We start from the raw sequence: 13,191 nt of genomic DNA on the forward strand, positions 1-13,191 counted from the left end.
ACGGCGCCGACGTCGGTGGTTTCCGCTAGATTCCGTGCCCATGCCGCCCCGTCGTGCCGTCGACCCCGCCGAACTCCGTGCCGCCCTGCTCGCAGTGGGGCCGTGGCTGCGGGGGGAGGTCGACGAGAAGCCGGCCCGGGCCGAACTGGCCGCCGCGGTCCGGTCGAGTGCCCGCACCCTCGAGCAGATCGCGCCGGGGTCGAGCGTCGAGGTGCGGGTGCCGCCGTTCGTCGCGGTGCAGTGCATCGAGGGTCCCCGGCACACGCGTGGGACGCCGCCGAACGTCGTCGAGACCGACCCCTTCACCTGGCTGCTGCTGGTGACCGGGCTCCTCGGATTCGACGACGCTGTCGCCGCCGGAAGTCTCGACGCGTCGGGTGGCCGGGCCGGGGAGATCGGTCGTTGGCTGCCGCTGCTACGCCTGTGATCTGCGTGTGACGGTCGTCGCATCGGGGTGATCGGACGTACCGAAGGTCGATCGATGTGATCGCGGTCGTTAGAATGGGGCACGCCCCCCCACACCGAATCCCCTAAGGGAGCGCCTGCCGTGACTCGTGCCGATCTGTCGGTCAACAGTCGGAATCTTCTCGCAACGACCGCCCCGGACGAGGACGAGAACGAACCTCGTGAGGAGTGTGGCGTCTTCGGCGTCTGGGCGCCGGACGAGGACGTCGCCAAGCTCACCTACTACGGGCTCTACGCCCTCCAGCACCGTGGCCAGGAAGCGGCCGGTATCGCCGTCGCGGACGGCTCGCAGGTGCTGGTGTTCAAGGATCTCGGCCTGGTCAGTCAGGTGTTCGACGAGCAGACCCTCGGCGCGATGCCCGGGCACGTCGCCATCGGCCACTGCCGTTACTCCACGACCGGTTCGACGACGTGGGAGAACGCACAGCCGATCTTCCGCACCACCGCCGCCGGCACCGGTGTGGCGCTCGGCCACAACGGCAACCTGGTCAACACTGCGGAGCTTGCACAGCGGGCCCGTGAGGCCGGTCTGATCAACGACAAGCGTCCCGGTGCCGCGACGTCGGACTCCGACATCGTCGGTGCGCTGCTCGCGCACGCCGCCGCCGACAGCACCCTCGAGCAGGCCGCGATGACGCTGCTGCCGACGCTGCGCGGCGCGTTCTGCCTGACGTTCATGGACGAGCACACGCTGTACGCGGCGCGGGACCCGTGGGGTATCCGCCCGCTGTGCCTGGGCCGCCTGGATCGCGGCTGGGTCGTCGCGTCGGAGACCGCCGCGCTCGACATCGTCGGTGCGTCGTTCGTCCGCGAGATCGAGCCCGGTGAGCTGCTCGCGATCGATGCGGACGGTGTCCGGTCGTCGCGGTTCGCGAACCCGGAGCCGAAGGGCTGCGTGTTCGAGTTCGTGTACCTGGCGCGCCCGGACAGCGTCATCTCGGGGCGGTCGGTGCATTCGACGCGTGTCGAGATCGGCCGCCGTCTCGCGAAGGAACATCCCGCCGACGGCGACCTGGTGATCCCGGTGCCGGAGTCCGGCACCCCGGCCGCGGTCGGGTACGCGCAGGGTTCGGGTATCCCGTACGGCCAGGGTCTGATGAAGAACGCCTACGTGGGCCGCACCTTCATCCAGCCGTCGCAGACCATTCGCCAGCTCGGTATCCGGCTCAAGCTGAACCCGCTGCGTGAGGTGATCCGCGGCAAGCGTCTCGTCGTCGTCGACGACTCGATCGTGCGCGGCAACACGCAGCGCGCCCTGATCCGGATGCTGCGCGAGGCCGGCGCCCTGGAGATCCATGTGCGGATCGCCTCCCCGCCGGTGAAGTGGCCGTGCTTCTACGGCATCGACTTCGCGTCGCCCGCCGAGTTGATCGCGAACGGTGCCGAGGGCAGCGGTATCAACGACACGTTCGAGGAGATGCTCGAGGGGGTGCGCCGGTCGATCGGTGCCGATTCGCTCGGCTACATCTCGATCGACGGCATGGTCGCGGCGACGGAGCAGCCGACGAGCCGGCTGTGCAAGGCGTGCTTCGACGGTGACTACCCGATCGCGCTGCCGACCGCCGGTGTGGGCAAGAACGTCCTCGAGGGGATGTTGGAGTCCGCCGCGGCCGCCGATGCCGGAGCGGTCCCGCACGGCAACGACAACGCGGACGCATTGTCCCGCCCCTAGAGCGCACGATTGCTACCGGAGCCCGTGACGGACTCCGGTAGCGTAGGAGCGCAATCGAGCTGATTGCGCGTGTACACGTATGCGCGGCTGCCGTGAGTTGCGGCAGTCGAGACGTTCCCTGAAATCAAGGCTGGAGCCAGAAACCGATGACCGAGGACAGTACCCGCACGCAGGGCGCTTCGTACGCCGCCGCCGGAGTCGACATCGAAGCGGGCGACCGGGCAGTCGAGCTGTTCGCCCCGCTTGCGAAGAAGGCCAGCCGCCCGGAGGTCATGGGCGGCCTCGGCGGGTTCGCCGGACTGTTCTCGCTCAAGGGCGGCTACAAGGAGCCGCTGCTGGCCGCGTCCACCGACGGTGTCGGCACCAAGCTGGCTGTTGCGCAGGCGATGGACAAGCACGACACGGTCGGTCTCGACCTGGTCGCGATGGTCGTCGACGATCTCGTGGTGTGCGGCGCGGAGCCGCTGTTCCTGCAGGACTACATCGCGGTCGGCAAGGTTGTGCCGGAGCGGGTCGCGGAGATCGTCGGTGGTATCGCCGAGGGCTGCATCCAGGCCGGCTGTGCGCTGCTCGGTGGTGAGACGGCGGAGCATCCCGGTGTGATGGCGGACGGTGACTACGACATCTCGGCGACGGGTGTCGGTGTCGTCGAGGCCGACCAGGTGCTCGGCCCGGACCGGGTCCGCCCGGGTGACGTCGTCATCGGCATGGGGGCGTCGGGTCTGCACTCGAACGGCTACTCGCTGGCCCGCAACGTGCTGCTCGAGATCGGCCGTATGCCGCTGACCGGGCATGTCGACGAGTTCGGTCGCACCCTCGGCGAGGAGCTGCTCGAGCCGACCAAGATCTACGCCAAGGACTGCCTGGCGCTCGCCGCCGAGACCGATGTGCGCACCTTCTGCCACGTCACCGGTGGCGGTCTGGCGAACAACCTCGCCCGCGTCATGCCGAAGGGCCTCGTCGCCGAGCTCGATCGCGGCACGTGGAGCCCGGCCCCGATCTTCACGATGATCGCGCAGCGTGGTCGCGTGGAGCGCGCCGAGATGGAGGCGACGTTCAACATGGGCGTCGGCATGGTCGCGATCGTCGCGCCCGAGGACGTCGATCGGGCGCTCGCGGTCCTCACCGCCCGCCACATCGACTGCTGGACGCTCGGCACCGTCAAGAAGGCGTCGGATGCCGAGGCGGCGCGTGCTCTGCTGCTGGGTGATCACCCGCGCTTCTGAGTCGACCGAAACGAAACGTCCCCGGCCCTCTGCGGAGGGCTGGGGACGTTTCGTGTTTCACGGATGCCGACGAACCGTCTGCCCGGATTCGGGGGGACGCCCCGGATGCAATCCGGCATACCACTGTTGAGGGGGAGCCGCGATTGGCTCCCCCTCACAGGGTGTGTTTCAGACTTATCGGTTCGACGCTCAGCGACGCCAGTCGTCGTAGTCGTCGTCCTCCCAATGGGAGCGACTCTCCGTATCGGAGCGCTGATCTGCGAGGACGCCGTTTCGCGACGAGTTGCCCGAGAGCTCTCGTTGCAGGCTGTCGAAATCCGTGGACGGAGAACTGTACTTGAGTTCCCGTGCAACCTTGGTCTGCTTTGCCTTAGCCCGGCCGCGGCCCATGGCTGACCCCCTCGCGCTTTTCGCGGGGCGGCCTGGGGAAAAGGTGGCGGCCCCGCGTGAGTGTTGAATGTTGTCCTGCCCAACACTCTAGCGTGGAAAAGTCTGTTCCGCTCCCACGTGGCGCCCCCGGCAGTGTCTGTTTTGTCTCAGAGGGGGTGTGAACTGGTGCTATCCGGGCTTTCTGCAGACTGGAACACATCGGGAACGGCGCGTACGGTGCCGACCCTGGCCCCGCCGCCGAACACCGGTTGCGATGCGAGCGCCGCACGGTCCTCGGTCCACGTCACGCCGAGACGGTGCAGGAGCGCCGCGGTCAGCGGGAGCCGGGCCCGCTCGTGGCCGTCGTCGATCTTGAGAGCGAACGCGGTGCCGTCGGGCAGGGCGCCGGCGTGGACGCCGTCGGCGCCGGTCTTGCACAGCAGTCCCGGCACTGCGGGCATCAGGCGGGCGTCGTCCCGCCCGGTCCCCGAGACCAGCCGAGGATGGGCCCGGATCGCGTCCGCCACGGCCCGCTCCGGGGATCCGGGTGCGGCGGTCACGAGCGTCGTGTAGGCGCGGGCGAGGGCGGCCAGCGGCAGTGGGACGATCGGCAGCCCGCAGCCGTCGATGCCCAGTTCGGTGTCGGTGTCGCCGTCGACCCCGGAGACAGCGTCGACGATCGTCTGCTGCAGCGGGTGCGTGGGGTCGAGGTACGAGTCGAGCGGCCAGCCGTTGACGACGCACGTGGCGAGCAGTGCGGCATGGTTGCCGGAGCAGTTCATGGCGATCGCCCGCGGTGGCCCACCGGCCGCGACGACCGCGGCGCGGGCGGTCTCGTTGCCGGGCAGCTCGGGTGGGCACCGCAGGGCGGACTCGTCGAGACCGTGGCGGTGCAGCAACTGCTCGACGAGCACGATGTGCTCGGGTTCGCCGTCGTGCGACGCGCACGCGATCGCCAGTTCGGCGTCCGAGGCGGGCTCGAAGCCGTGGCGGAGCATCGTGACGGCCTGCAGCGGCTTGTTCGTCGACCGCGGGTAGATCGGGGTGTGCACCTCGCCGAGCGCGAAAAGTGGCGTGCCGTCCGGGGCCAGGGCGACCAGCGAGCCACGGTGCACGCACTCGCGGAAACCGGATCGGACGACCTCCACCAGTTCGACGCTCACGACGCCACCTCCGTTCCGGACGAGTTGCCCGCTGCCCGCTGACCCCTGCCCGCTACCTGCGCCCGCGCAGTCGTTCGACGGCTTCCCGCCCCGCCTGGACCTCGTCGTGCAGCGGCATCGAGTCGGCGTCGATCGACGCGGCGCACGGGCCGGCGGTCAGGTCGGTGTCGGCGGGCACCGATCGTTTGACGAGGGCCAGCGCGATCGGACCCCACTCGTAATGGTCGACGACGGTGCCGAGCCGGCCGACGGCGCGCCCGCCGGCGGTCACCGGTTCGCCGGTCTCGGGCCGGCCGTCGGCGGAGCCGTCGAGGTGCAGCATCACCAGGTGCCGGGGCGGCTTGCCGAGGTTGTGGACGCGGGCGACGGTCTCCTGGCCGCGGTAGCAGCCCTTGTCGAGGTGGACGGCGCCGTGTTCGTCGGGGCCGCCGATCCAGCCGGCCTCGTGCGGGATGGTGCGCTCGTCGGTGTCGACGCCGATCCGCGGCCGGTAGGCGGCCACCCGCAGTGCCTCGAACGCCCACGATCCGGCCGGGCGGGCACCGGCGGCGGTGAGGGCCGTCCACCGGCTCACCAGTTCGGTGCGCGGGATCAGCAGGTCGAACGAGTCGGCCGTCGGCCACGGCATGCGTCGCACGAATCCGCCGCCGGGCAGTGCGACGGCCCGGTAGGTGTCCGGCAGTGCGTCGATGCCGAGGGCGCCTCGGATCGTGAGGGACGACGCGTCGGGGCCGAGCAGGCTCAGGACGGCCATCTCGTTGCCGTCGCGAGGTTCGGCCTTCGCCCAGAACACCATTTTCTGCAGGAACGCCAGCAGGTCGGGGCCGCGCTCGGCCTCGGTGTCGAGCCACGTGACGCCGCCGCGGTCGGTCTGCACCCAGTGGTGCTCGACGCGGCCGTTGACGTCCAGGCTCAGGTTTTCGGCGCTCGCCCCGTCCGGGAGGGACGCGACGTGCTGGCTGGAGACGGTGTGCAGCCACGTCAGTCGTTCGTCGCCGGCGATCGCGGCGACGAACCGGTGGGAGCGGTCGACGACGGCGACGGCCCCGGTGGCGGCGCGCTGCTCGGCGAACGGATCGCCGTAGTGCCAGGCGACCCCGGTGTCCGGGGACCCCTCGGGCGGCGGCACGGCACCGGGCGTGGTGAGAAGTGGACTGGATGCAACGAGCGGAGTGTCGGCCACGCCCCCCATTCTAGGAGCGGAAACCGGTCGTGTCGGGGCCGTGTCGCCGGACCGGTCGGTTCGACGGTCCTCGATAGGGTGGTGCGCATGGCAGAGCAGGTGCTGGTGACGCTGGACGGACAGGTGCGGGACGCCGACGCGCCGCTGCTGACCGTGGACGATCTCGCCGTCGTGCGGGGTGACGGCGTGTTCGAGACACTGCTGGTCCGTGACGGCCGCGTGTGTAAACCGGCCCTGCACCTGGATCGTCTGGAGTCGTCGGCGCGGGCGCTCGAGTTGCCGTGGCCGGGCCGGGGCCTGTGGGTGCGGGCGATCGAGGCGGCGTCCCGCGAGTGGGGGAGCGACCGGGAGGGCTGGATGCGGTTGGTGCTCAGCCGGGGCCGTGAGGGTGGTGGGGCGCCGACGGCGTTCGTCACCGTGGGGCCTGTCGCCGAGCGGGTCCTGCAGGCCCGCCGGGACGGCGTCGCGGCGATCACGTTGCCGCGTGGCTACTCCGTCGACCTGTCGGCGACCGCACCGTGGCAGCTGGTGGGGGCGAAGACGCTGTCGTATGCGACGAACATGGCGGCCCTGCGACACGCGCGGGCGCAGGGGGCGGACGATGTCGTCTTCACGAGCAGTGAGGGACGGATTCTCGAGGGCCCGCGGTCGTCTGTCGTCATTGCTCGCGGTAAGACGTTGATCACTCCGCCGCCGGGGCAGTCGATCCTTGCCGGCACCACGCAGAAGGCCCTGTTCGAGGTGGCGCCGGACAAGGGTTACACGTGCGAGTACGCCCCCCTTCTTCCGTCCGATCTCATTGCAGCGGAAGGTATTTGGCTCATCTCGAGTGTCACCTTGGCGGCGCGGGTGCATACCCTCGACGGGCTGGCGTTGCGCCCGTCGCCGGCCGCGGAGGACGTGGCGTCGCTCGTCGAACTGGCGGTGGAGACGGTCGGGCTCGGCTGACCCCGGATGGTTTCGATCCGCTTTGTCTACTACATTGCGTAGTAGCGAACTGCTGCGAGGAAGACCGACCCCGCAGTAGCTTGTGACCAGGGATCGGGTGGATACCCACGCCTCGACCCCGATGCCTGTCCTGCGGGTCGACTTTTCGGAGTAGCCATGGATGTCTTGGACGTCTCTCGGTGGCAGTTCGGTATCACCACCGTTTATCACTTCATCTTCGTTCCACTCACGATCGGATTGGCACCGCTGATCGCGATCATGCAGACCATGTGGGTGGTCACGAAGAAGGACCACTGGTATCGCCTCACCAAGTTCTTCGGCAAGTTCTTCCTCATCAACTTCGCGATCGGTGTCGCAACCGGCATCGTCCAGGAATTCCAGTTCGGCATGAACTGGAGCGAATACTCCCGCTTCGTCGGTGACGTGTTCGGTGCGCCGCTCGCCCTCGAAGGCCTGATCGCGTTCTTCCTCGAGTCGACGTTCCTGGGCCTGTGGATCTTCGGTTGGACGAGGCTGCCGAAACTCGTGCACCTCGCGACCATCTGGTTGGTCGCGATCGGTGTGAACGCGTCGGCGTACTTCATCATCGCCGCAAACTCGTTCATGCAGCACCCCGTCGGCGCGCGCTACAACCCGGAGACCGGGCGTGCCGAACTCGAGAGCATCTGGGCGCTGCTCACCAACAACACCGCGATCGCGGCATTCGCGCACGCCGTCGCCGGCGCGTTCCTCACCGCCGCGACGTTCATTGTCGGCATCGCCGGTTGGTGGATGGTGCGCAACATGCGCAAGTCCAAGACCGCGGCCCCGGCCGAGTCCGAGACGATGGTGCGCGACGCCCGCGAGATGTTCCGTCCCGCTGCACGGCTCGGCATGATCGTGATGCTGGTGTCCGGTATCGGACTCATCGCGACCGGCGACATCCAGGGCAAGCTGATGTTCGAGCAGCAGCCGATGAAGATGGCGTCCGCGGAATCGTTGTGCCGCACCGAGACCGATCCGGACTTCTCGATCCTCACCGTCGGCACGCACAACAACTGCGACAGCGTCACGCACGTGCTGAAGGTTCCCGGCATCCTGCCGTTCCTCGCCGAGGGCAAGTTCGAGGGCGTCACGTTGCAGGGCATCGAGGATCTGCAGGCGCAGTACGAGGATCAGTTCGGTCCCGGCAACTACCGGCCCAACCTGTTCGTCACGTACTGGTCGTTCCGCGCGATGATCGGCCTCGGCGTCGGCTCCCTCGCGCTCGCACTGGCCGGGCTGTGGGTCACCCGCCGCGGCCGCATCCCCGACCAGAAATGGTTCAAGTGGCTGTGCCTCGTCGCGATCCCGACACCGTTCCTCGCGAACAGCGCCGGCTGGATCTTCACCGAGATGGGCCGCCAGCCGTGGGTGGTGCACCCCAACCCGACCGGCGTCGACCAGATCCGGCTGATGGTCGACCAGGGCGTCTCCGATCATGCGGTGGGCACGGTGCTGACGTCGCTGATCGTGTTCACGCTGCTGTACGGGGCGCTCGGCGTCGTCTGGTTCTACCTGATCCGGCGCTACACCATCGCGGGACCGTCCGAGCACGACGTGCACCCGCCGGGCACCGGCCCGAAGCCCGGCGGACCGGACGATTCCGAGTCCGAAGACCAACTGTCGTTCGCGTACTAGGAGAGCGTCATGGGACTGCAGGAATTCTGGTTCGTTCTCATCGCGGTGCTCTTCACCGGTTACTTCGTGCTCGAGGGCTTCGACTTCGGTGTCGGCATGCTGCTGCGGGTACTCGGGAGAACCGACACCCGACGTCGCGTACTGCTCAACACCATCGGCCCCGTGTGGGACGGCAACGAGGTGTGGCTCATCACCGCCGGCGGCGCGATGTTCGCGGCGTTCCCGGAGTGGTACGCGACGTTGTTCTCCGGCTTCTACCTGCCGCTGCTGCTGATCCTGGTGGCGCTGATCCTGCGGATCGTCGCGATCGAATGGCGCGGCAAGATCGACGACGACCGCTGGCGCAGCCGCGCCGACCTGGGCATCATGATCGGCTCCTGGGTCCCGGCCGTCCTGTGGGGTGTGGCGTTCGCGAACATCGTCCGCGGCGTCGCGATCGACGAGAACAAGAAGGTCACCTCGAGCCTGTTCGATCTGCTCAACCCGTACGCGCTGCTCGGCGGCATCACCATCGCCCTCGTGTTCGCGCTGCACGGTGCCGTGTTCATCGCCCTCAAGACCGCCGACGACGTCCACGTCGACGCCGCCGACCTGGCGAAGAAGCTCGCGATCCCCACGGTGCCCATCGCCGGCGGATTCGTACTGTGGACGCAGTTGGCGTACGGCAAGAGCTGGACGTGGATCCTGGTGGCGCTCGCGGCGATCGCCGTCGTCGCGGTCGTGTTCCTGACCCGTGTCGAACGCGAGGGCTGGGCATTCGTGTTCACCACCGTGGCGATCGTCGCGACGAGCGTGCTGCTGTTCGCGTCGCTGTTCCCGAACGTGATGCCGTCGACGACCGATGCGGCGTTCAGTCTCACGATCGACAACGCGTCGTCCAGCCCGTACACGCTGAAGGTGATGAGCTGGGCCGCGGTGATCCTCACCCCGATCGTCCTGATCTACCAGGGATGGACGTACTGGGTGTTCCGGAAGCGCATCTCCACCAAGCACATTCCGCCGTCGATCGGTCTCCCGGTCGGGAAGTGAGATGAGCACTGCCACCGACCGGCCCGTCCCGGCCCCGCGCCGGGCGGGGCCGGTCGACCCCCGGATCTGGAAGTACTCGGCATCGGCGCGCGGCTACCTGACCCTCACCGTCGTGCTGTCGACGGTGAACGTCGCGATGGTGATCGTCTCGGCGGTACTCATCGGACGGATTCTCGCCGGCGTCATCACATCCGATCGCCGGCAGCTCGCCGACTGGCGCACCGACCTGGTGTGGCTCGCGGTGGCCGTCGCGGTCCGGGTGGTGGCGGCGTGGCTGCACGCCCGCTACGCGCACCGCTCGTCCAACCGTGTCGTCGCCGAACTCGAGACGGAGGTGCTGCGGGCCGCGACCGCGATGTCGCCGCGCGACCTGGACCCTCGGCGCGACGAGATCGCCACCCTCCTCACCCGCGGTGTGCGGGCCCTCGCCCCGTACCTGACCGGCTACCTGCCGGCACTCGTCCTGGCCGCCACACTGACCCCGGCCACGTTCGTCGTCATCCTCCTCCAGGACACCACGTCGGCCCTGATCGTGGTCGTCACACTGCCCCTGATCCCGGTGTTCATGATCCTCATCGGGCTGCTGACGAAGGGAAAAGCGGACCGGACCCTCACCGCACTGACCCGGCTGTCGGCGCAACTGCTCGACCTTATCGCCGGCCTGCCCACCCTGCGGGCCCTCGGCCGCGAACACGGGCCGGCTGCCCGCGTCCGGGAACTCGGTGACGCCCACCGGAAGACGACGATGTCGTCGCTGCGGGTGGCGTTCCTGTCGTCGATGGTGCTCGAGATGCTCGCGACGCTGTCCGTGGCGCTCATCGCCGTCAGCATCGGCCTGCGCCTGGTGTTCGGGAACATGGAACTCGAACCCGGCATCATCGCACTCGTCCTCGCCCCCGAGGTGTATCTACCGCTGCGCATGGTCGGCGCCCAGTTCCATGCCGCCGAAGACGGACTCGCAGCCGCCACCAAGGCGTTCGGGGTGCTCGACGAGTCCCCACGAGAGCGGCGGTCCGGAACCGCCACGGTCGACGCCGACGGCGCCGTGATCGACCTCGACGGGGTGAGTGTCGACTCCCGCTCCGGGGCGGCCCCGCACCGACTCGACGCGTCCTGCCGCCCGGGTACCGTCACCGTGCTGACCGGAGCCAACGGATCCGGCAAAACCACTGCGCTGCACACGATCCTCGGGCTCACCGTGCCCGACAGCGGCACCGTCCGCGTCGCCGGCATCGACGTCGACGAACTCGACCCGGACCGCTGGTGGGCGCAGATCTCCTGGCTGCCACAGCATCCCGTGATCGTCCCGGGCACCCTGGTGGAGAACCTCGCCCTCACCGGCGACACCGACCTGGACTCCGGCGCCGTCCGGGACGCCTGCCGAGCCACCGGATTCGACACCGTCCTGGACGAACTGCCCGACGGCTGGAGCACCGTCGTCGGCGTCGGCGGGCTGGGCCTGTCGCTCGGGCAACGGCAGCGGCTCGCCCTGACCCGGCTGCTCGTGTCACCCCGGCCCGTGCTGCTGCTCGACGAACCCACCGCCCACCTCGACGACGGCACCGAACGCGCCGTGCTCGCATCGCTGCACGCACTTGCAGACGCCGGACGGACCGTCGTCGTGGTCGGTCACCGGCCCACCGTGCTGGCGGCCGGTGACCGCGTGATCGAGGTCCGGGCACGGCATTCCGGAGAGACGACCGATGAACCGTGACCTGCTGCGGGCGATCCGCCTGCTCGAACTCGAACCACGCCGCGTCCTCGCAGCGATCACGGCGGGCGTAGCAACCCTCGGCAGTGCGCTCGCGCTCGCGGCCCTGTCGGCATGGCTCATCACCAGGGCCTGGCAGATGCCGCCCGTCCTCGATCTCACCGTCGCAGTCGTCGCGGTGCGCGCACTGGGCATCTCCCGCGGCATCTTCCGCTACCTCGAACGACTCGCGACACACGACGCCGCACTGCGCGGGACCACGTCGGCACGCACCCTGATCTACCGCCGCCTCGCCGACGGCGACCCGGCTGCTGCAGCCGGCCTGCGACGCGGAGACCTGTTGTCGCGCACCGGCACCGACATCGACACTCTCGGCGACGTAGTGGTGCGTGCACTGATTCCGATCGCGGTCGGCGCAATCCTGGCGGTGAGCGCGGTGGCGCTGCTGGCGTTCGTCTCCCCGGCCGCGGCCGTCGTGCTGGCGGTTGCGCTCGCCGTGTCGGGGGTGCTGGCGCCGTGGTTGTCGGCGCGAGCCGCGCACCTCGCCGAGGACGAGAGCGCCGGTGCCGCAGCTCAGTTCAGCGAGACCGCGGTGACCGCGCTCGACCACGCGGCGGAACTGCGCGTCGCGGGCCGACTCGACGACGTCCTCGCCGATGCGGAGACCGTGAACCGGGACGCGGTGGAGGCCACCGACCGGGCGGCGCTGCCGGCCGCGTTCGCGGCCGCCGCGACCCCGCTGGCGATCGGGGCGAGCGTGCTGGGGTCGCTGCTCATCGGTATCGGTCTCTACGGACCGGACGGCGGCGCCCCCGGCGGTATGACGCCGATGTCGCTGGCGATTCTCGTGCTGGTTCCCCTGGCCGCGTTCGAGGCGACCTCGGCGCTCCCCGCGGCGGCGCTGGCGCTGACCCGGGCGCGGATCGCGGCGAGGCGCATCATGGCGCTCGTGGACCGGGCCGGGGAGCCGGCGGTCGACGGAACCGAAACCCTGTCCGACCCGGTCGGTCTCGTTGCCCGCGACGTGCGCTGTGGCTGGCCGGGCAGTGAGCGGGTGACGGCGCCGCTGGATCTCGACGTGTCACCGGGTGCCCGGATCGCGATCGTCGGGGCGAGCGGTGCGGGCAAGACGACACTGCTCATGACCCTGGCCGGGCTGTTGCCGCCGCGCGCCGGCGAGGTGACCGTCGACGGCACACCGCTCGACCGGTTCCGGGCCGACGAGTTGCGCAGGGCCGTCGGCTTCTTCGCGGAGGACGCGCACGTGTTCGACACGTCGGTGCTCGAGAATCTGCGGGTGTCCCGCGGGGACCTCACGGCGGACGAGGCCCGGGACGCGCTGCACACGGTGGGGTTGGGGGAGTGGGTGACCCGGTTGCCGCGGGGCGTACACACTCCGCTCGCCGGTGGGGCGCGCGCGATCTCGGGCGGGCAGCGGAGGCGACTGCTGCTGGCTCGGGCGCTGGTGTCGCCGGCGCGGGTGCTGCTGCTCGACGAACCGACCGAGCATCTCGACGCCGCCGACGGCGACGCGATCCTGACGGCGCTGCTCGACCGCCGGTCCACGCTGGTCGACGAGGGGCGCACAGTGGTTCTCGTCACGCACCAGTTGCCGGCGGGAACCCGGGCCGACCGGGTGGTGGCGGTCTGCAGTGGCGGTTCCCCGATCGCAGACGAGGGCGGGAACGTGCAGGTCGGTCGGTTCTGACGCGGCGGACGACTCGGCGTCGACCTTGAAACGTGTTCCAATTTTGCCGACGATCGTC

General features: G+C 69.5%; 11 protein-coding genes. 8 read left to right on the forward strand and 3 right to left on the reverse strand.

Annotated elements, in window-relative coordinates; translation table 11 throughout:
• The first annotated feature begins 40 nt into the window (after positions 1-40).
• The 3 genes from Q5696_RS04110 (at position 41) to purM (ending at position 3,363) form a co-directional block, all read left to right on the forward strand.
• Positions 41-427, forward strand: a complete 387-nt coding sequence (locus Q5696_RS04110) for a sterol carrier family protein (protein WP_305093952.1) — start codon at positions 41-43, stop codon at positions 425-427.
• A gap of 120 nt (positions 428-547) precedes the next feature.
• Positions 548-2,137 (forward strand): amidophosphoribosyltransferase, encoded by a 1,590-nt coding sequence (purF, locus tag Q5696_RS04115; protein ID WP_305093953.1) that lies wholly within the window; start codon positions 548-550, stop codon positions 2,135-2,137.
• A gap of 146 nt (positions 2,138-2,283) precedes the next feature.
• Positions 2,284-3,363, forward strand: coding sequence for a phosphoribosylformylglycinamidine cyclo-ligase (gene purM / locus Q5696_RS04120; protein WP_305093954.1), 1,080 nt, complete (start codon positions 2,284-2,286; stop codon positions 3,361-3,363).
• Positions 3,364-3,552: 189 nt separating this feature from the next.
• On the opposite strand, the gene Q5696_RS04125 is transcribed toward purM, so the two are convergent.
• From Q5696_RS04125 to ygfZ, 3 genes are all read right to left on the reverse strand, one after another.
• A complete protein-coding gene (locus tag Q5696_RS04125) occupies positions 3,553-3,753 on the reverse strand; it encodes a DUF3073 domain-containing protein (protein ID WP_305093955.1) in 201 nt (66 codons plus the stop codon).
• Positions 3,754-3,899: 146 nt separating this feature from the next.
• Entirely contained in the window at positions 3,900-4,895 is a 996-nt protein-coding gene (locus tag Q5696_RS04130; RefSeq protein WP_305093956.1) for an asparaginase, read from the reverse strand.
• Positions 4,896-4,947: 52 nt separating this feature from the next.
• A complete protein-coding gene (gene ygfZ, locus Q5696_RS04135) occupies positions 4,948-6,087 on the reverse strand; it encodes a CAF17-like 4Fe-4S cluster assembly/insertion protein YgfZ (RefSeq protein ID WP_305093957.1) in 1,140 nt (379 codons plus the stop codon).
• A gap of 78 nt (positions 6,088-6,165) precedes the next feature.
• Between ygfZ and Q5696_RS04140 the strand changes: the two genes are divergently transcribed.
• From Q5696_RS04140 to cydC, 5 genes are all read left to right on the forward strand, one after another.
• A complete protein-coding gene (locus Q5696_RS04140) occupies positions 6,166-7,026 on the forward strand; it encodes an aminodeoxychorismate lyase (protein WP_305093958.1) in 861 nt (286 codons plus the stop codon).
• 156 nt (positions 7,027-7,182) lie between these two features.
• On the forward strand, positions 7,183-8,685 hold the full coding sequence (locus tag Q5696_RS04145; RefSeq protein WP_305093959.1) for a cytochrome ubiquinol oxidase subunit I: 1,503 nt from the start codon (positions 7,183-7,185) through the stop codon (positions 8,683-8,685).
• Positions 8,686-8,694: 9 nt separating this feature from the next.
• The gene (cydB, locus tag Q5696_RS04150) at positions 8,695-9,714 is read left to right on the forward strand and encodes a cytochrome d ubiquinol oxidase subunit II (RefSeq protein WP_305093960.1); all 1,020 of its coding nucleotides are present in this window, start codon (positions 8,695-8,697) and stop codon (positions 9,712-9,714) included.
• 1 nt (position 9,715) lies between these two features.
• A complete protein-coding gene (gene cydD / locus Q5696_RS04155) occupies positions 9,716-11,428 on the forward strand; it encodes a thiol reductant ABC exporter subunit CydD (protein ID WP_305093961.1) in 1,713 nt (570 codons plus the stop codon).
• Entirely contained in the window at positions 11,418-13,133 is a 1,716-nt protein-coding gene (cydC, locus tag Q5696_RS04160; RefSeq protein ID WP_305093962.1) for a thiol reductant ABC exporter subunit CydC, read from the forward strand. The genes cydD and cydC overlap by 11 nt, the downstream gene beginning before the upstream one ends.
• The last annotated feature ends 58 nt before the right edge of the window (positions 13,134-13,191 follow it).

It is taken from the genome of Prescottella sp. R16 (assembly GCF_030656875.1).
Classification (GTDB): Bacteria; Actinomycetota; Actinomycetes; order Mycobacteriales; family Mycobacteriaceae; genus Prescottella.

Bases quoted from the DNA above. Each gene is read 5' to 3' on its own strand.
- cydB (WP_305093960.1), top strand. From the start codon at position 8,695: ATGGGACTGCAGGAATTCTGGTTCGTTCTCATCGCGGTGCTCTTCACC.
- ygfZ (WP_305093957.1), bottom strand. From the start codon at position 6,087: ATGGGGGGCGTGGCCGACACTCCGCTCGTTGCATCCAGTCCACTTCTC.
- Q5696_RS04125 (WP_305093955.1), bottom strand. From the start codon at position 3,753: ATGGGCCGCGGCCGGGCTAAGGCAAAGCAGACCAAGGTTGCACGGGAA.
- Q5696_RS04110 (WP_305093952.1), top strand. From the start codon at position 41: ATGCCGCCCCGTCGTGCCGTCGACCCCGCCGAACTCCGTGCCGCCCTG.
- purM (WP_305093954.1), top strand. From the start codon at position 2,284: ATGACCGAGGACAGTACCCGCACGCAGGGCGCTTCGTACGCCGCCGCC.
- cydC (WP_305093962.1), top strand. From the start codon at position 11,418: ATGAACCGTGACCTGCTGCGGGCGATCCGCCTGCTCGAACTCGAACCA.
- cydD (WP_305093961.1), top strand. From the start codon at position 9,716: ATGAGCACTGCCACCGACCGGCCCGTCCCGGCCCCGCGCCGGGCGGGG.
- Q5696_RS04140 (WP_305093958.1), top strand. From the start codon at position 6,166: ATGGCAGAGCAGGTGCTGGTGACGCTGGACGGACAGGTGCGGGACGCC.
- Q5696_RS04145 (WP_305093959.1), top strand. From the start codon at position 7,183: ATGGATGTCTTGGACGTCTCTCGGTGGCAGTTCGGTATCACCACCGTT.